Source organism: Pseudomonas sp. G3-19, from assembly GCF_054855875.1.
Map to the genome: position 1 here is coordinate 3,557,400 of NZ_JBMPIQ010000003.1, position 17,639 is coordinate 3,575,038.

The 17,639-nt window shown below is 60.3% G+C and carries 19 protein-coding genes; 8 read left to right on the forward strand and 11 right to left on the reverse strand.

Features of this window, described 5'->3' with window-relative positions; translation table 11 throughout:
- Positions 1 to 43: 43 nt before the first annotated feature.
- Together erpA and argC are read right to left on the reverse strand one after the other, a co-directional pair.
- Positions 44 to 394 carry an iron-sulfur cluster insertion protein ErpA gene (erpA, locus tag ACOYXI_RS16420; protein WP_003228776.1) on the reverse strand — a complete coding sequence of 117 codons (351 nt, stop codon included), beginning with the start codon at positions 392 to 394 and terminating at the stop codon, positions 44 to 46.
- 168 nt (positions 395 to 562) lie between these two features.
- Complete coding sequence (argC, locus tag ACOYXI_RS16425; protein WP_134787458.1) at positions 563 to 1,597, reverse strand: N-acetyl-gamma-glutamyl-phosphate reductase; 1,035 nt, start codon at positions 1,595 to 1,597, stop codon at positions 563 to 565.
- Between the two features lie 135 nt (positions 1,598 to 1,732).
- Between argC and hemJ the strand changes: the two genes are divergently transcribed.
- From hemJ to coq7, 6 genes are all read left to right on the forward strand, one after another.
- On the forward strand, positions 1,733 to 2,161 hold the full coding sequence (gene hemJ, locus ACOYXI_RS16430; protein ID WP_027610742.1) for a protoporphyrinogen oxidase HemJ: 429 nt from the start codon (positions 1,733 to 1,735) through the stop codon (positions 2,159 to 2,161).
- A 34-nt stretch (positions 2,162 to 2,195) separates the two neighbouring features.
- The gene (locus ACOYXI_RS16435; RefSeq protein ID WP_027610741.1) at positions 2,196 to 3,164 is read left to right on the forward strand and encodes an NAD(P)H-dependent flavin oxidoreductase; all 969 of its coding nucleotides are present in this window, start codon (positions 2,196 to 2,198) and stop codon (positions 3,162 to 3,164) included.
- Positions 3,165 to 3,243: 79 nt separating this feature from the next.
- A complete protein-coding gene (locus ACOYXI_RS16440) occupies positions 3,244 to 4,191 on the forward strand; it encodes a DUF805 domain-containing protein (RefSeq protein WP_098965886.1) in 948 nt (315 codons plus the stop codon).
- A 61-nt stretch (positions 4,192 to 4,252) separates the two neighbouring features.
- Positions 4,253 to 5,041: an SDR family NAD(P)-dependent oxidoreductase gene (locus tag ACOYXI_RS16445; RefSeq protein ID WP_064589476.1), complete on the forward strand. Its 789-nt coding sequence runs from the start codon at positions 4,253 to 4,255 to the stop codon at positions 5,039 to 5,041.
- Positions 5,042 to 5,121: 80 nt separating this feature from the next.
- The gene (locus tag ACOYXI_RS16450) at positions 5,122 to 5,460 is read left to right on the forward strand and encodes a histidine triad nucleotide-binding protein (protein WP_003228789.1); all 339 of its coding nucleotides are present in this window, start codon (positions 5,122 to 5,124) and stop codon (positions 5,458 to 5,460) included.
- A gap of 196 nt (positions 5,461 to 5,656) precedes the next feature.
- Positions 5,657 to 6,304, forward strand: coding sequence for a 2-polyprenyl-3-methyl-6-methoxy-1,4-benzoquinone monooxygenase (gene coq7 / locus ACOYXI_RS16455; RefSeq protein WP_027610738.1), 648 nt, complete (start codon positions 5,657 to 5,659; stop codon positions 6,302 to 6,304).
- 116 nt (positions 6,305 to 6,420) lie between these two features.
- On the opposite strand, the gene speD is transcribed toward coq7, so the two are convergent.
- Together speD and ACOYXI_RS16465 are read right to left on the reverse strand one after the other, a co-directional pair.
- Entirely contained in the window at positions 6,421 to 7,215 is a 795-nt protein-coding gene (gene speD, locus ACOYXI_RS16460; protein ID WP_027610737.1) for an adenosylmethionine decarboxylase, read from the reverse strand.
- Positions 7,216 to 7,452: 237 nt separating this feature from the next.
- Positions 7,453 to 7,875, reverse strand: coding sequence for an OsmC family protein (locus ACOYXI_RS16465; RefSeq protein ID WP_003228794.1), 423 nt, complete (start codon positions 7,873 to 7,875; stop codon positions 7,453 to 7,455).
- A gap of 239 nt (positions 7,876 to 8,114) precedes the next feature.
- Between ACOYXI_RS16465 and crp the strand changes: the two genes are divergently transcribed.
- Entirely contained in the window at positions 8,115 to 8,759 is a 645-nt protein-coding gene (crp, locus tag ACOYXI_RS16470) for a cAMP-activated global transcriptional regulator CRP (protein WP_007966430.1), read from the forward strand.
- A 10-nt stretch (positions 8,760 to 8,769) separates the two neighbouring features.
- Here the strand turns inward: crp and ACOYXI_RS16475 are convergent, their stop codons facing one another.
- The 4 genes from ACOYXI_RS16475 to ACOYXI_RS16490 form a co-directional block, all read right to left on the reverse strand.
- Complete coding sequence (locus tag ACOYXI_RS16475; RefSeq protein WP_098965890.1) at positions 8,770 to 9,471, reverse strand: lipoate--protein ligase family protein; 702 nt, start codon at positions 9,469 to 9,471, stop codon at positions 8,770 to 8,772.
- Positions 9,472 to 9,608: 137 nt separating this feature from the next.
- The gene (gene trpC / locus ACOYXI_RS16480; RefSeq protein ID WP_097089157.1) at positions 9,609 to 10,445 is read right to left on the reverse strand and encodes an indole-3-glycerol phosphate synthase TrpC; all 837 of its coding nucleotides are present in this window, start codon (positions 10,443 to 10,445) and stop codon (positions 9,609 to 9,611) included.
- Complete coding sequence (trpD, locus tag ACOYXI_RS16485) at positions 10,442 to 11,491, reverse strand: anthranilate phosphoribosyltransferase (RefSeq protein ID WP_461675059.1); 1,050 nt, start codon at positions 11,489 to 11,491, stop codon at positions 10,442 to 10,444. Before trpD ends, trpC begins: the two co-directional genes overlap by 4 nt.
- Before the next feature lie 9 nt (positions 11,492 to 11,500).
- Complete coding sequence (locus ACOYXI_RS16490; protein ID WP_047596412.1) at positions 11,501 to 12,094, reverse strand: aminodeoxychorismate/anthranilate synthase component II; 594 nt, start codon at positions 12,092 to 12,094, stop codon at positions 11,501 to 11,503.
- A 407-nt stretch (positions 12,095 to 12,501) separates the two neighbouring features.
- On the opposite strand from ACOYXI_RS16490, the gene estP reads away from it, so the two are divergent.
- Positions 12,502 to 14,412: an esterase EstP gene (estP, locus tag ACOYXI_RS16495; protein WP_134787463.1), complete on the forward strand. Its 1,911-nt coding sequence runs from the start codon at positions 12,502 to 12,504 to the stop codon at positions 14,410 to 14,412.
- A gap of 173 nt (positions 14,413 to 14,585) precedes the next feature.
- Here estP and trpE read toward each other — a convergent pair whose 3' ends face one another.
- The 3 genes from trpE to rpe form a co-directional block, all read right to left on the reverse strand.
- The gene (gene trpE / locus ACOYXI_RS16500) at positions 14,586 to 16,067 is read right to left on the reverse strand and encodes an anthranilate synthase component I (protein ID WP_461675060.1); all 1,482 of its coding nucleotides are present in this window, start codon (positions 16,065 to 16,067) and stop codon (positions 14,586 to 14,588) included.
- A 71-nt stretch (positions 16,068 to 16,138) separates the two neighbouring features.
- Positions 16,139 to 16,957 (reverse strand): phosphoglycolate phosphatase, encoded by an 819-nt coding sequence (locus ACOYXI_RS16505; protein ID WP_047296963.1) that lies wholly within the window; start codon positions 16,955 to 16,957, stop codon positions 16,139 to 16,141.
- A complete protein-coding gene (gene rpe / locus ACOYXI_RS16510; RefSeq protein ID WP_003228808.1) occupies positions 16,954 to 17,628 on the reverse strand; it encodes a ribulose-phosphate 3-epimerase in 675 nt (224 codons plus the stop codon). The genes ACOYXI_RS16505 and rpe overlap by 4 nt, the downstream gene beginning before the upstream one ends.
- Positions 17,629 to 17,639 lie beyond the last annotated feature (11 nt).

Sequence of the window (17,639 nt, forward strand, 5' to 3'; positions counted from 1 at the left end):
CCGTAAGGCTCTGCGGCGTTTTGTTGTGCGCAGCGAGGTGCGATCAGATCGAGAACGAAGAGCCGCAACCACAGGTCGTGGTGGCGTTCGGGTTCTTGATCACGAAGCGCGAACCTTCCAGACCTTCCTGATAGTCCACTTCGGCACCCGCCAAGTACTGGAAACTCATCGGATCGACCACCAGACTCACGCCTTCGCGCTCGACGATGGTGTCGTCCTCGGCCACATCTTCATCGAAGGTGAAGCCGTACTGAAACCCCGAACAACCGCCGCCCGTAACGAATACGCGCAGCTTCAAGCGATCATTCCCCTCTTCATCGACCAGGCTCTTCACCTTGTGCGCAGCACCTTGGGTGAATTGCAAAGCCGTGGGGGTGAAGGATTCGACGCTCATGCTGACTATCTCCCGGCGTTACGCCGCCATAATGCGTGATGACGCGCATTATCCGCTTGTCCTAGAAAATCGGTCAACTATTGTTACGGTATATCAATAAACCCGACCAACTGCCCAGAATGCAAAAAGGCCCGTTTGACGGGCCTTTTTGCTGTGTTGCCGAACGTGTTACGGCAGCATACCGGCGTGGGACAGACCGAAGCGCTCATCCAGGCCGAACAGGATGTTCATGTTCTGCACCGCCTGACCCGACGCGCCTTTGACCAGGTTGTCGATCACCGACAGCACCACCACCAGATCACCATCCTGCGGACGATGCACAGCAATGCGGCAGACGTTGGCGCCACGCACGCTGCGAGTTTCCGGGTGGCTGCCGGCCGGCATCACGTCGACGAACGGCTCGTTGGCATAACGCTTTTCGAACAGTGCCTGCAGATCCACCGAACGATCAACCACGGTCGCGTAGAGCGTGGAATGAATGCCACGAATCATCGGGGTCAGGTGCGGGACGAAGGTCAGACCGACATCCTTACCGGCAGCGCGACGCAGACCCTGGCGAATTTCCGGCAGATGACGGTGACCTTTCACCGCATAAGCCTTCATGCTTTCCGACGTCTCGGAATACAGCGAGCCTATAGAAGCACCGCGACCGGCACCGCTGACGCCGGATTTGCAGTCGGCGATCAGACGCGAAGTATCAGCCAGACCCGCTTCAAGCAGCGGCAGGAAACCCAACTGCGTAGCGGTTGGATAGCAGCCGGGAACGGCGATCAGACGAGCCTTCTTGATCTGCTCGCGATTGACTTCCGGCAGGCCGTAGACCGCCTCGTCCAGCAACGCCGGCGCACCGTGTGGCTGTCCGTACCATTTGGCCCATTCTTCAGCGTCCTGCAGACGGAAGTCCGCGGACAGGTCGATAACCTTGGTGCCCGCCGCCAGCAGTTCACCGGCCAACGCATGGGCAACGCCGTGCGGCGTGGCGAAAAACACAACGTCGCACGCACCCAGGGTTTTGATGTCCGGCACGCTGAACGCCAGACCGTCGTAGTGGCCGCGCAGGTTCGGGTACATGTCAGCCACGGCCAGACCGGCCTCGGATCGGGAAGTGATTACCACCACTTCTGCCTGCGGATGCTGTGCCAACAGACGCAGCAGTTCGACACCGGTGTAACCCGTGCCGCCGACGATACCGACCTTGACCATAAACCTGCCCTCAACGAACCCACTGGAAAGCCGTCGATAATAGGGGCCGCGCGCCCCTGCGACAACCATCAAGGTGACGTGCGGACGCTCAAGCCTCTACTATCCCGGCTACCGTGAACCTGGGAATAACCAAAAATGCTCTATCTATGGATCAAAGCGTTTCACATCGTCAGCGTCGTGTGCTGGTTTGCCGGGCTGTTCTACCTGCCGCGGCTGTTCGTTTATCACGCGCAAAGTGAAGACGCGATCAGCAAGGAACGCTTCAGCCTCATGGAGCGCAAGCTGTATCGCGGCATCATGGGCCCGGCGATGATCGCCACGCTGATTTTCGGCGGCTGGCTCATCTACCTCAATCCGGGCATCTTCAGCATGGGCGGCTGGATTCACGCCAAGCTGACCCTGGTGGTGCTGCTGATCGGCTACCACCACATGTGCGGCGCGCAGGTAAAACGCTTCGCCCGTGGCGAGAACACCCGCAGCCATGTCTTTTATCGCTGGTTCAATGAAGTGCCGGTTCTGATATTGCTGGCTATCGTAATTCTGGTCGTGGTCAAGCCGTTCTAACTTCATAACAGCATCACACCTCGGGGGATTTCCAATGTCGCTGCCCGCTTTGCTCGAACAACGTCTGCGCTTGCCGATAGTGGCGGCGCCGATGTTCCTGATCTCCAACCCGGAGCTGGTGCTCGCCTGCTGCCGTAACGGCGTGGTTGGCAGCTTCCCGGCGCTGAACCAGCGTGAAAGCAGCGGCTTCAAGGCCTGGCTGGAGGAGATTGAAGCGGGCCTGGCGACACTGGACAACCCGGCGCCGTATGCGGTGAACCTGATCGTGCACAACAGCAACCCGCGCTTGCAGGCGGATCTGAACATCTGCGTCGAGCACAAGGTGCCGATTGTCATCACCAGCCTCGGCGCGGTGAAGGAACTGGTCGATGCCGTGCACAGCTATGGCGGCCTGGTGTTCCACGACGTGACAACGCGCCGGCATGCCGAAAAAGCCGCCGAAGCCGGAGTCGACGGGTTGATCGCGGTTGCGGCAGGCGCCGGCGGCCATGCCGGCACCTGGAGTCCGTTTGCACTGATCGCCGAGATCCGTGAATTCTTCGATAAAACCCTGTTGCTTGCCGGATGTCTTAACCACGGCCATGAGATTTTGGCCGCACAGCTGCTCGGCGCGGATTTGGCCTACTTCGGTACGCGATTTATCGGCACCACCGAAAGTCATGCGCCTGACGCCTATAAGGACATGCTGCTGACGGCCAAGGCGGCGGACATCATTCATACTCCTGCAGTCTCCGGAGTACCGGCCAGCTTCATGCGCCAGAGCCTGGAGGCGGCGGGTTTCGACATGGCCGCGCTGCAAGGCAAGGGCGAAGTCAATTTCGGTGACAAGCTCAAACCGATCAACGACGAAGCCAAGGCCTGGAAGACCGTGTGGTCGGCCGGCCAGGGCGTAGGCCAGATCGACGACCTGCCGAGCGTCGACCAGTTGATCGCCCGGCTCGACGCGGAATATCGTCAGGCGCTGGAACGCGCGGCGCAATTGCCCAAACGCTGGCCGCGCTGAGAAAAATCAGGCCAGTGATCGACCGACTGGCCTTACACTTGCTGACTTTCAATTGATTCGCGACAAGGATGCCCCGACCATGAGCGAACCTCGTTACAAGATCGTTTTCGACGGTGCTCTGCAGCCCGGCGTCGATCTCACCACCGCCAAGCTCAATCTGGCGGCCCTGTTCAAAAGCGATGTTGCCGCCATCGAGCGCCTGTTCAACGGCAGCACCGTCGCCCTCAAACGCGACCTGACCCACAGCGATGCGCAGACTTATCTGCAAGCACTGAGCAAGACCGGGATCGAAGCGCGGATCGAAAGCGAAACGGCGATCGAACTGAGTCTGTCGGACGTGCATGAACAACCGGCGACTTTCAACGAACCCGCATCACCCTATGCGCCACCTCGGGCCAATGTCGGCGAAAACCTGCCAGCATTCGCAGTGCTCAAGCCCTTCAGCGTCGAAGGCCGGATCGGTCGCCTGCGGTTTCTGGCCTGGACGATGGTACTGAGCCTGGTGACCCTGCCGATCGTGGGCATATTCGCCCTGCTCGCTCTCGGACTGGTCAGTGGCGACTCCACCACCGGCCTGATCATTGGCGGGATATTCGCGTTCTTCCTGTTCCTCGGCTTCATCATTGTCAGCATTCTGTTCAGCGTACAGCGCCTGCACGATATCGGCTGGTCCGGCTGGCTCTGGCTGCTGAACCTGGTGCCGTTCGTGGGCAGCTTCTTCCCGCTGGTGATCATGGTCGTGCCGGGCAACACCGGCGCCAACCGTTACGGCCCGCCACCGCCACCCAACAGCACCGCGGTCAAAGTGCTGTGCTCGTTGTGGATCGTGTTCTTCGCCCTGGTATTTGCCGGCGGCATGCTCGGCGGCATCTCGGCCATTCAGCAGGAATACGAAAGCAACCTTGAGAGCAGCTACGAAAGCGGCTCGGTCACCACCGATGAAGTCGAGGTCGAGACTGAACCGGCGAATTCCGTGGACGATGCAGCCGAAGCGGCTCCGGCCCCTGTAGACTCTGCGAAAGAATGAACAACGCTCCCCGCCGTGACACCTGCGTCGCTGGCGCGGAGCTGTTGCGATGGAGAATTGCATGACCCGTTACGCTCTGATCACTGGCGCTTCCAGCGGCATCGGCCTGGCCATGGCCGAAGCGCTGGCCCGGCGCGGCCGCAGCCTGATTCTGGTGGCCCGCCAGCGTGATCAGCTGGAAAGTATCGCGATCGAACTGACCCAGCGCTTTGGCGTGGAAGTCTTGTTCCGTGCCTGCGACCTCGGCGAGCCGTTGCGCCTGTCCGGTTTCCTGCTGGAGCTGGAAGAAGGCGATCGACAGATCGACCTGTTGGTCAACTGCGCCGGCATCGGCACCTGCGGCCCGTTTCTGGCTCAGGACTGGATGACCGAGCAGGACCTGATCGAAGTGAACATCCTCGCCCTTACCCGCCTGTGCCACGCCATCGGCAACAGCATGGCACTGCAGGGCGGCGGGCAGATTCTCAACGTGGCCTCGGTGGCGGCGTTCAATCCCGGTCCGTGGATGAGCACCTACTACGCCAGCAAGGCTTACGTCTTGCACTTCTCCGAAGCCCTGCGGGTTGAACTCAAGCAGAGCGCGGTCAAGGTGTCGGTGCTCTGCCCCGGCCCGACCCGCACCGCGTTTTTCCGTACCGCGCAGCTCAACGACGACAAACTCAAAGACAGCAAGCTGCTGATGAGTCCCGAGGAAGTCGCGCTGTACACCGTGCGTGCGCTGGAGAAAAACCGCGCAATCATCATTCCGGGACGGCGCAACCGCTGGTTCGCCTTCCTGCCGCGCCTTGGTTCGCGCTGGCTCAATCGCACTATCGTCGGCATGGTCAACAAGGCTTACTGCCCGCGCTGAACTGTCCTACGGCAAAACACTGGGCGGGGTCATTTCCCATGAGTACACTCAGGCCAGCCCACACCACGGAGAAAACAGCAGTGGATACTCTGTTCACCAAGATCATCAACCGGGAGATTCCGGCCAAGATCATCTACGAGGACGACCAGGTTCTGGCGTTCCACGACATCGCCCCTCAGGCACCGGTGCATTTTCTGGTCATCCCGAAGAAACCGGTGCGCACCCTCAATGACCTGACCGAAGACGACAAGGCATTGGCCGGGCACATTCTGTTTACTGCTCAGCGGCTGGCGCTGGAGCTGGGCTGCGAAGAAGGCTTCCGGGTGGTGATGAACTGCAATGAGAAGGGTGGGCAGACCGTCTATCACATTCATATGCACGTACTTGGTCAGCGCCAGATGAACTGGCCGCCGGGCTGATTCACTGCATCCGCCCTGTAGGAGCGGGCTTGCTCGCGAAAGCGGAGTGTCTGACATTGATATTCTGAAGGTGCCGACGCCTTCGCGAGCAAGCCCGCTCCCACCAAAAGCATGACCGCGTGGCAAATGACCCAGCGCAAACCTTCCCCGGCCGATTCGGTTAAACTGACGGTCGAGATTTTTCCCGGAGGTCAGCATGACTACCCAACGTCACTACTCGCCGATTGACCGTCTTCTGCTGCAAGCCGACGCCGCGATGCGGACCCTGCTGCCTTTCAGCGGCCAGCCGTACCGTCCGTCGCCTGCCATCGTGCAGCCGGATGTGCAGATGAGCGATGAAGACACCCGCCACGTCGCCGGCCTGATGCGCATCAACCACACCGGTGAAGTCTGCGCCCAGGCGCTGTATCAGGGGCAGGCGCTGACCGCCAAGTTGCCGCAGGTGCGTGCTGCCATGGAGCACGCCGCCGAAGAAGAAATCGATCACCTGGTGTGGTGCGAACAGCGCATCCATCAACTGGGCAGCCATACCAGCGTGCTCAATCCGCTGTTCTATGGAATGTCGTTCGGCATCGGCGCTGTAGCTGGTCTGATCAGTGACAAGGTCAGCCTTGGCTTCGTCGCGGCCACCGAGCATCAGGTGTGCAAACACTTGAACGAGCACCTGGAACAATTGCCGGCCGAGGACGAAAAGTCCCGGGCGATTCTGGAACAGATGCGCATTGATGAAGAGCATCATGCGGAGAGTGCACTGGATGCGGGTGGTTTCCGTTTTCCGGCGCCGGTGAAGTTCGGGATGAGTCTGTTGGCGAAGGTGATGACCAAGAGTACCTACAGGATCTGACTTCAGTGTTGTCTGGCAGGGCCCCTTCGCGAGCAAGCTCGCTCCCACAGGGTTCTGTTTCGGTAATAAAAAAGGCGACTACCGCACGGTAGTCGCCTTTTTTGTGCCCGGGAATCTTACGCCGGCATGTTGCGCGCGTAGAAGATTTCCAGCATTTCGTGTTTCACACGCTCGGTCACCTGAGCACGCTGCTCGGAGGACAGGTTGCTGGTGGCGTCGCCGAACAGGTAGTTATCCAGTTCGAAGTTCTTCAGCAGCATTTTGGTGTGGAACAGGTTTTCCTGGTACACGTTCACGTCGGTCATCTGGTACGCGTCGCGAGTGTCTTCGGAAAGGTAGTTCTGGATCGAGTTGATCTCGTGGTCGATGAAGTGCTTGTTGCCTTCAACGTCACGGGTGAAGCCGCGCACACGGTAATCCACAGTCACGATGTCCGAATCGAACTGGTGAATGAGGAAGTTGAGTGCTTTAAGCGGTGAAATGACACCACAGGTCGACACATCAATGTCCACACGGAACGTCGCAATACCGGCGTCCGGATGGATTTCCGGATAGGTATGCACCGTGATGTGACTCTTGTCGAGGTGGGCAAGGATGATTTCGGGCAATGGACCCGGGGACTCTTCGATCTGGCTGTCAGTCGGGGTCACCGGCTCTTCCGAGATCAGAATCGTGACGCTGGCACCCTGAGGCTCATAGTTCTGACTCGCGATGTTCAGAATGTTGGCACCAATGATTTCGACAACTTCCGTGAGGATCTGCGTCAGGCGTTCGGCGTTGTACTCTTGATTGATGTACTCGACGTAAGCCTGCTGGTCTTGCGGGGTTTCCGCGTAGCAGATGTCATAGATGTTGAAGCTCAAGGTCTTTGTCAGGTTATTGAACCCGTGGAGCTTGAGTTTGCTTTTCACCGTTAAAAACTCTCTATGTATGCGGCGCAGCCGCGTGATCAAGCATGCCCGTCAAGTGCGAACAACGCACCTGCGTAGGACGGTTAACACCTCTTCGCGATGGCGATTTTGGTTATCTGTTCAGGCGGACGATCCGTCGGTTGACCGATCACTGCCCTGAAAAAAGTGGCGCATTATGCAGACGTCAGCGAGGGATCGCCAGAGTCTGCACTGCTTTTATGATAGTTGAATGTCGATTCAACCGAGCTCGACGATTTCATAATCGTGAGTGATCGCCACGCCGGCCGCGCCGAGCATGATCGAGGCCGAGCAATACTTCTCGGCAGACAGTTCGATGGCGCGCTTGACCTGGGCTTCTTTCAGGCCACGGCCCTTGACCACGAAGTGCATGTGGATCTTGGTGAACACCTTCGGATCTTCGGTCGCGCGCTCGGCTTCGAGGAACGCTTCGCAGCTTTCAACCGCCTGACGCGACTTCTTCAGGATGCTGACCACGTCGAAGTTGCTGCAACCGCCAACGCCCAGCAGGAGCATTTCCATCGGGCGAACACCCAGATTACGACCACCGGCGTCCGGCGGTCCGTCCATGACCACAACATGTCCGCTACCGGATTCGCCGAGGAACATGGCTTCGCCAGCCCATTGGATGCGTGCCTTCATCGCCAAGACTCCACTGTAGAAAAAAGGGTCGCCAGCTTAGCACAGGCCTTTGCTCTGGCAGCGCCCGGCGTTCCTAGGACGGATGCCTCAGCTGCGTAGGTAATTTCTCGAATTTTCGACGAAGTGTCTGGTAAGCTGGCGCCAATTCGCTGGCGCCAATTGTCAGCCTGTGTAGCGACCGCCTTCAACGCCTCATAAAAAAATCAAACATCACCGTGCAGTCTTTTCGGGATACAACCATGGTTGCTATTACCCCCACACCCAAAATCAAGAACCTCGACAAGCTGTTGATGCATTGCCAGCGCCGTCGCCATGCGGCCAAGAGCAACATCATCTGCGCCGGCGATCGCTCGGACACGCTGTACTTCATCATCAAAGGTTCGGTCACCATCTTGATCGAAGATGACGACGGCCGCGAAATGATCATCGCCTACCTCAACGCCGGGGACTTCTTCGGCGAGCTGGGTCTGTTCGAACAGGCAGGCCAGGAACAGCAACGCAGCGCATGGGTGCGGGCCAAGGTCGAATGCGAAATCGCCGAAATCAGCTACGTGAAGTTCCGCGAACTGTCGCAGCAGGATCCAGACATTCTTTACGTCCTCAGCGGACAAATCGCCCAACGTCTGCGCAATACCACGCGCAAGGTCGGCGACCTGGCGTTCTTCGACGTTACCGGTCGCGTGGCCCGCTGCCTGCTGGAGCTGTGTAAGCAGCCCGACGCGATGACCCACCCGGACGGCATGCAGATCAAGGTGACCCGTCAGGAAATCGGCCGGATTGTCGGTTGTTCGCGGGAGATGGTCGGTCGCGTGCTCAAGGATCTTGAAGAACGCAACCTGGTCGATGTGAAAGGCAAGACCATGGTGGTCTTCGGCACGCGCTAAGCGCACAAAATCAGGCGCTGTAGACCTGCGCCAGCATCAGACGAAACAGCTCATCCAGACGCGCCAAAGCCGTTGGCGCGACGAACTTCTCATGCAGGGCGATGTGGCTTTCGGCGCGCACCCGCTGCTCCAGACCGCAAGCCTCGTTGAAGCGATTGACCGCTGCAACCATCGACTCGCGCTCGTTATCCATCAGCATCGCCCCGTGCACCAGCCCCACCGGACGCTGCCCGCCCTGACTCTGGCGCCAGCGCTGAGCGGTGCCGACCATCTTGCGGCCGTCGAGATTGACGTTGAAACGACCGTCGCAGAACGCGCCGTCGATTTCGCCCAACGACGACACACCACCCAACTCATCGAGCAATTCACAGATCGGATCACACAGGCGCCGGTAACCGGTTTCGATGCGGTTCAGATCGCCCTCGCTGCGGGGCGGGGCGTAAACCAATGCGATGTTGATGGTTGAAGCGGATTGCGGGACCGGTTCACCGCCGGTTTCCCGCAGCAAGACTGGCCAGCCGGCAGCAGCGGAGACTTCACAGGCGTGGTCAAAACCGGGCAGACGATTGAGCCGGCGCGGCATGACCAGAGCGCAATCGCTCGGTTGCCAGAACAGCAGGCCGAATTCGGCGTCGCCGGCGCAGATCGAGGCCAACAGGTCTTGCTCGGCCTTGAGGCCGGCTTCGATGGTCAGGGGGGTTGGCAGCGACATGGAGAACTCCGGCAGATCGTAAATCTTCGGGAAATTTGAAGGCCCTTTCGCGAGCAAGCCCGCTCCCACAGGGGGAAATGCATTCCAAATGTGGGAGCGGGCTTGCTCGCGAAGGGGTCGACTCGGTCTAACGGCAATCAGTCGAGAGTCGAACCACTGACCGGAACGCCACGCTCCGGGAAGAACAGGCGCTGCAGTTCGGTGCCCGGGCTTTCCGCGCGCATGAACGCTTCGCCCACCAGGAACGCATAAACGTCGCTGATTTCCATCAACTCGACATCGGCACGGTTGAGGATGCCGCTCTCGGTAATCACCATACGGTCGCGCGGGATGCGCGGCAGCAGGTCGAGGGTGGTTTCCAGGCTGACGTCGAAGGTGTGCAGGTTGCGGTTGTTGACCCCGACCAGCGGCGTGTCGAGGGTTTTCAGTGCGCGTTCCAGCTCATCGCCATCGTGCACTTCCACCAGCACATCGAGACCCACGCCTTTGGCCACCGAGGCCAGCTCAGCCATTTTCACGTCGTCCAGTGCGGAGACGATCAACAGCACGCAGTCGGCGCCCAGCGCGCGGGCTTCGACGATCTGGTACGGATCGATCATGAAGTCCTTGCGGATCACCGGCAATTTGCACGCGGCGCGGGCCTGTTGCAGGTAGGCATCGGCGCCCTGGAAGTAGTCGATATCAGTCAGTACGGACAGACAGGTCGCACCGCCCTTCTCGTAGCTCTTGGCAATGTCGGCAGGCACGAAGTTCTCGCGGATCACGCCTTTGCTCGGCGAAGCCTTTTTGATTTCGGCGATCACCGCCGGTTGCTTCTTCTTGGCCTGCGCCAGCAATGCCTGGGCAAAACCACGGGGTGCATCGGCCGCCTTGGCCAGACTTTCCAGCTCGCTCAGGCTGACGCGAGCGCTACGCTCGGCGACTTCCTGGACTTTGCGCGCCAGAATGTTTTCCAGAACCGTCGGTACACTCATCCCTCATTCTCCACTTTGAATACCGCGGTAAAGGCACCCAACTCCTCGAGTTTTTCCCGAGCAAGACCGGTGTGCAGAGCATCGTGCGCAAGTGCCACGCCTTCTTCGAGACTGGTCGCCAGGTCAGCCGCGTACAGCGCCGCACCGGCATTGAGCACAATCATTTCGGCAGCTTTCTGGCCGTTCTCGGTCTTGCGCTTGCCCAGCGCATCGCGAATCAGCGCCAACGACGCTTCCGGGCCTTCGACCGAGAGGCCGTGCAGGCTCTGGCTCTTCATGCCCAGATCTTCCGGCTCGACCCAATATTCGGTGATTTCGTTGTTCTTCAGTTCAGCGACGAAGGTCGGCGCGGCGAGACTGAACTCGTCCAGACCGTCCTTCGAATGCACCACCAGTACGTGCTTGCTGCCCAGGCGCTGCAAGACTTCGGCCAATGGCCGGCACAGCGCGGGCGTAAACACGCCCACCACCTGATGTTTGACACCGGCCGGATTCGTAAGCGGGCCGAGCATGTTGAACAGCGTACGCAGGCCGAGATCGCGACGCGGGCCAGCGGCGTACTTCATGGCTTTGTGATGAGTCTGGGCAAACATGAAACCGATGCCGACGTTGTCGATGCAACGGGCGACCTGTACCGGCGTCAGGTTCAGGTAGATGCCGGCTGCTTCGAGCAAGTCGGCGCTGCCGCTCTTGCCCGATACCGCGCGGTTGCCGTGCTTGGCCACGGTACAACCGGCTGCCGCGACGACAAACGCGGACGCCGTCGACACGTTGAAAATGTTCGCACCGTCACCGCCAGTGCCGACCACATCGACCACGCCGTCGAGGGTCTTGAGTTCGACCTGATCGGCCAGCTCACGCATCACCGAAACGGCGCCGACGATTTCATCGATGCTCTCGCTCTTCATGCGCATGGCCATCATGAATGCGCCGATCTGCGCCTCGGTGCATTGACCGGTCATGATTTCGCGCATCACGTCGCGCATTTCTTCGGTGCTGAGGTCGAGGTGTTCGACGATACGGCTCAGGGCTGTCTTGATATTCATGGGAAGTCCTTAGCGCGTGCCGCCGGTTTGTTTGAGGAAGTTGGCAAACAGTTCATGGCCCTGCTCGGTCAGGATCGACTCAGGGTGGAACTGCACGCCCTCAATGTTCAGGGTCTTGTGCCGCAGGCCCATGATTTCGTCGACCGAGCCGTCGTCGTGCTGGGTCCACGCGGTCAGCTCCAGGCACTCGGGCAAAGTATCGTGCTTGACGATCAGCGAGTGGTAGCGGGTAACCGTCAGCGGATGATTCAGACCGGCGAAAACGCCCTTGTCCTCATGGAATACCGGGCTGGTCTTACCGTGCATCACCTGACGGGCACGCACGACATCGCCGCCGAACGCTTGGCCAATCGATTGATGGCCGAGGCAGACGCCGAGGATCGGCAATTTGCCGGCGAAATGCTTGATGGCTTCGATGGAAATGCCGGCTTCGGTCGGCGTGCACGGGCCTGGCGAGACCACGATGCGCTCGGGGTTGAGCGCTTCGATTTCGGCGACGGTCAGTTCGTCGTTGCGCACGACTTTGACCTCGGCACCCAGCTCGCCGAGGTACTGCACAACGTTGTAAGTAAAGGAGTCGTAGTTGTCGATCATCAGCAACATGGCGTTTCGAACCTCTTGAATTCTGACTTGAAGACAGCCTTCGAATGACTTGCCCGCAGGGCGCTGCACGATGTCGGACGCGCAGGTGGCGTCGGCACAGCGGCATTTCAAACGGGTAAGGAAGGCAAAGCGATACAGATCCGGCCGGGCCGGCAGAAAAGATTCAGGCGCGCCAACGCCAACGGGCGTGTGCCTTGATGACTTGATCCAGAAGTTTGCTGACGATCAACACGGGGAAGGTCTCGTTCATACGTTCCGGCACAGTAACTTAGCTGGACGGAGCGTGCAATATGGCGGGGCTGACGGGGGACAAAACTAAGGGAGGCTTCGCGACCGATGGCAAAACGCCGGGAGTTTTTGGTACTGTCGTTTCGTTCACCTACAACAATAAATAAACGGACTTGCTCATGATCAAACAGACGTTGTTTGTACCGCTCGCCGGTTGCCTGCTCGCCATGGCTTGCGCCCAGGCGTACGCAGCACCCGCGCCCTACTCCAACTTCATCGTCTTCGGCGACAGCCTGAACGATGCCGGGACCTTCAAGGACAGCGGCGGCCCGGCCGGCGCCACGCAACGCTACACCAACCGCACCGGCCCGCTGTACAAGGACGGCACCGGAGAAAACCGTGACCTCAACGCCACCCAGATCATTGGCGGCAAACTGGGTTTCAACCCCGACCAGACCGCCTCCTCGTCCTCGGCCGTGCGCGCCGGTGAAGGTCTGGCCGATGGCAACAACTGGGCGGTGGGCGGTTACCGTACCGACCAGATCCTCGACTCGATCACCACCCAGTCCGCCACCGGCGAACGCACCCGCAGCGGTTACCTGCCGTCGAACGGCTTCCGTGCCGACCCGAACGCGCTGTATTACCTGTCGGGGGGCGGCAACGATTTCCTTCAAGGCCGCGTACTCAGTCTCGATCAGGCCAGCGCCGCAGCCGATCGCCTGGCCGACAGCGCCCGCACGCTGCAAGGCGCCGGCGCCAAATACATCATGGTCTGGCTGCTGCCGGACATCGGCCTGACCCCGGCCATCAACGGCTCGCCGCTGCAGGGTTTCACCTCGCAGCTCAGCGCCCAGTTCAACACCGAGCTGGTCAAGCAGTTGCAGGGCATCAACGCCGAAATCATCCCGCTGAACATCCCGGTGCTGCTCAAAGAAGCGTTCGCCAACCCGGCGCAGTTCGGCCTCGCGACCGACCAGAACCTGACGGCCACCTGCTTCAGCGGCAACAGTTGCACCGAGAACGCCCGATACGGCATCAACAGCGCCACGCCGGATCCGACCAAGCTGATCTACAACGACGCAGTGCACCCGACCGAAGCCGGCCAGCGCTTGATTGCCGACTACGCCTACTCGCTGCTCGCCGCCCCTTGGGAGCTGACCCTGCTGCCGGAAATGGCCCAGGGTTCGTTGCGCGCGCATCAGGATGAACTGCGCAATCAATGGCTGGCCGATTGGGAAAACTGGCAAGCCGTGGGCCAATGGCGCGCCATCGTTGCCGGCGGCGGTCAACATCAGGACTTCGACGGCCAACACAGCGCCGCCAGTGCCGACGGCAACGGCTACAACCTGAACATCGGCGGCAGCTATCGCGTCAACGAAGCCTGGCGCGTCGGTTTGGCCGCAGGTTTCTATAACCAGAAACTCGAAGCCGGCGACGCCGACTCGGAATACAAACTCAACTCCTACATGGGCACCGCGTTCGCCCAGTATCAGCAAAACCGCTGGTGGGGCGATCTGGCGATGACCGCCGGCAAACTCGACTACGACAGCCTCAAGCGTAAATTCCAGCTTGGGGTCAACGAGCGCGGAGAGAAAGGCGATACCGACGGTTACGTGCTGGCGATCAGCGGCCGCCTCGGCTACGACATCGCGCAGCAGGCCAGCAGCCCGTGGCACCTGTCGCCGTTCGTCAGCGCCGACTTCGGCAAGACCGAAGTCGATGGTTACTCGGAAAAAGGCGCGGATTCCACAGCGCTGACCTTCGATGACCAGTCGCGCAACTCGCGGCGTCTGGGCGTGGGTATCCAGGGCAAGTACCAGATCACCGCGCAGACTGAAGTGTTCGGTGAGTTCGCTCACGAACGTGAGTACAACGACGACCGCCAGGATCTGACCATCAACCTCAACAGCTTGCCGGGCAACCGTTTCACGCTCGAAGGCTACGAGCCGCAGACCAACCTCAATCGCCTGAACCTGGGTGTGAGCCACAAGCTCACGCAGGATCTGGCGTTGCGCGCCAGCTACAACGTGCGCAAGGATGATGACTTTACCCAGCAGGGGGTGAACGTGGGGGTCAGTCTCGATTTCTGATCTGCTGGCATAAAAAACGCGGCGCCCTGACAGGCGCCGCGTTTTTTTATGGCTGATCACAACACAATGTGGGAGCGGGCTTGCTCGCGAAAGCGGTGTATCAGCCGACATCCATTTTGAATGCCAGCCCGTATTCGCGAGCAAGCCCGCTCCCACAGGGGGATTGTGTGGACTCAGCTTTCCGGAGTCTGCTCAGCCAGGGCCACGGCGCGGAACATCGCGCGGCGTTTGTTCAGGGTTTCTTCCCATTCCAGCGCCGGCACCGAGTCGGCAACAATACCGCCACCGGCCTGCACGTGCAGTTCGCCGTTTTTGATCACCGCGGTACGAATCGCAATCGCGGTGTCCATGTTGCCGTTCCAGGCGAAGTAACCGACCGCACCGCCATATACGCCACGCTTGACCGGCTCCAGTTCGTCGATGATTTCCATCGCACGGATCTTCGGCGCGCCGGACAAGGTGCCTGCCGGCAGAATCGCCCGCAGCGCGTCCATCGCGGTCAGCCCGGCCTTCAACTGGCCGGTGACGTTGGAGACGATGTGCATCACGTTGGAATAACGCTCGATGACCATTTTCTCGGTGAGCTTCACCGAACCGATTTCCGAAACCCGGCCAGTGTCGTTACGACCCAGATCGATCAGCATCAAGTGCTCGGCGATCTCCTTGTCGTCCGACAGCAGATCCTCTTCCAGCGCCAGATCCGCCTCTTCGGTGGCTCCGCGTGGACGAGTGCCGGCAATCGGGCGCACGGTGATCAAATTGTCTTCGACCCGCACCAGCACTTCCGGCGAACTGCCGACGACGTGGAAGTCGCCGAAGTTGAAGAAGTACATGTACGGCGTCGGGTTGAAGCAACGCAGGGCACGATACAGATCGATCGGCGCCGCCTTGAAGTCGATCGACATGCGCTGCGACGGCACGACCTGCATGCAATCGCCCGCGAGGATGTATTCCTTGATGGTGTCGACGGCTTTTTCGTAGTCGCTCTGGGTGAAACTGGAGCGGAACACCGGATCAGCCGCTTGTTGCTTGCTGAAATCCAGGCCACGGCGCGGGGTGATCGGCTGGCGCAGTTTCTCCAGCAGTGCCTGCAATTGCGCCTGGCCTTGCTCGTAAGCATCGGCTTGCGCCGGATCGGCGAGGACAATCGCGTGCATCTTGCCGGCGAGGTTGTCGAACACCACCACTGCATCGGAAACCATCAGCAGAATGTCCGGCACGCCCAGTGGGTCCGGGTTCGGGCATTTGCCCAGACGCTTCTCGACATAACGCACACAGTCATAACCGAAGTAACCGACCAGGCCACCGTTGAAACGCGGCAGACCGGCGATGGTCGGCACGTTGTAGCGGGCCTTGAAGGTTTCGACGAAAGCCAGCGGGTCTTCGACGTCATGGCTTTCGGTCTCGACGCCATCGACGGTGATGCTCACGTGATGGTCGTGCACCCGCAGCACGGTGCGGCACGGCAGGCCGATGATCGAGTAACGGCCCCATTTCTCGCCACCCTGCACCGATTCGAGCAGGTAGGAGTTTGGCTGGTCGGCCAGTTTCAGGTAGATCGACAGCGGGGTGTCGAAGTCGGCCAGGGTTTCGCAGGCCAACGGAATGCGGTTGTAGCCGTCAGCGGCCAGGCGCAGGAATTCTTCGCGGATCATGGGGTGCCTCGTGGTGTGAGGGGCAAATCAGTCAGGTGTGCAAACGCGCCGGCAAGCCGGCCAGGCATCAGTCAGGCGCGCCAACGCCAGCGGGCCAGGGCCTTGATGACTTTCATCCAGAGTTTGCGGGTGACCACCACGATGGCGTTTCCAGAATGGGATTGAGAAGCGTCGGGCAACGTTATCTCAGCGGCTGTACCGAGGCAACCGGGAATTAGCTTGCGCAGATCGTCGATCACCAGTGCCGGGGATTCCTCGGCAATCGGTCGACCGTGGTTGTAGCCGTAGCTCAGCGCCACGCACTTGACCCCCGCCGCTTTCGCCGCCAGCACGTCGCTGCGCGAATCGCCGACGAACAGCGATTGCGAGGCCGGGATGTTGGCCATCTTCATCACGAAGAACAGTGCCGCCGGGTCGGGTTTCTTTTGCGGCAGGGTGTCGCCGCCGATGATCCACTTGAAGTAGCGGCCGATCTTCATCTGATCCAGCAGCGGCGCGACAAAACGCTCCGGCTTGTTGGTGATCAATGCCATGGCCACGCCCTGTTTGTGCAGCCATTTGAGAGTGTCCCGCACGCCGGGATAGACCACGGTCAGCTCATGGCTGGCGCCGTAGGCCTCCATGAACACTTCCAGTGCGTGCTCGGCCTCGACGTCATCCACTGCCGAATGATCGATGCCACCGGCCAGCGCCCGGCGCACCAGCACCGGTGCGCCATTGCCGACCCACTCGCGCACCGCCTCGATGCCGGCAGGCTTGCGGCCGAGGGAGAGCAGCATGGTGTCCACCGCCGCCGCCAGGTCGGGAACCGAGTCGATCAACGTGCCATCCAGATCGAACATCACCAACCGTGGCAGTTGCCCCGGGAACAGCTGCTCAAAACCGCTCATGGGCGCGCCAGCGCCAGTTCGGAACGCATCTTGTCGATGACTTCCTGATAGTTCGGTGCATTGAAGATCGCCGAACCGGCCACAAAGGTGTCGGCGCCAGCGGCCGCGATTTCGCGGATGTTGTTGACGTTGACGCCGCCGTCGATTTCCAGACGAATGTCACGGCCCGAGGCATCGATGATCGCCCGCGCTTCGCGCAGTTTGTCGAGGGTGCCAGGAATGAACTTCTGCCCGCCGAAGCCCGGGTTGACGCTCATCAGCAAGACCATGTCGACCTTGTCGATCACGTACTTGAGCACGTCCAGCGGGGTCGCCGGGTTGAACACCAGACCGGATTTGCAGCCGCCTTCACGGATCAGTTGCAGCGAACGATCGACGTGCAGCGTGGCTTCCGGGTGGAAGGTGATGTAAGTGGCGCCGGCCTCAATGAAGTCGCCGACAATGCGATCCACCGGGCTGACCATCAGGTGTGCGTCGATCGGCGCAGTGATGCCGTACTTGCGCAGGGCCGCGCAAACCATCGGGCCAATGGTCAGGTTCGGCACGTAGTGGTTGTCCATGACATCGAAGTGGACGAAGTCGGCACCGGCGGCCAGAACGTTGTCCACTTCCTCGCCGAGGCGGGCGAAGTCGGCGGAGAGAATCGACGGAGCAATTACGAAGGGCTGCATGACGCACCTTT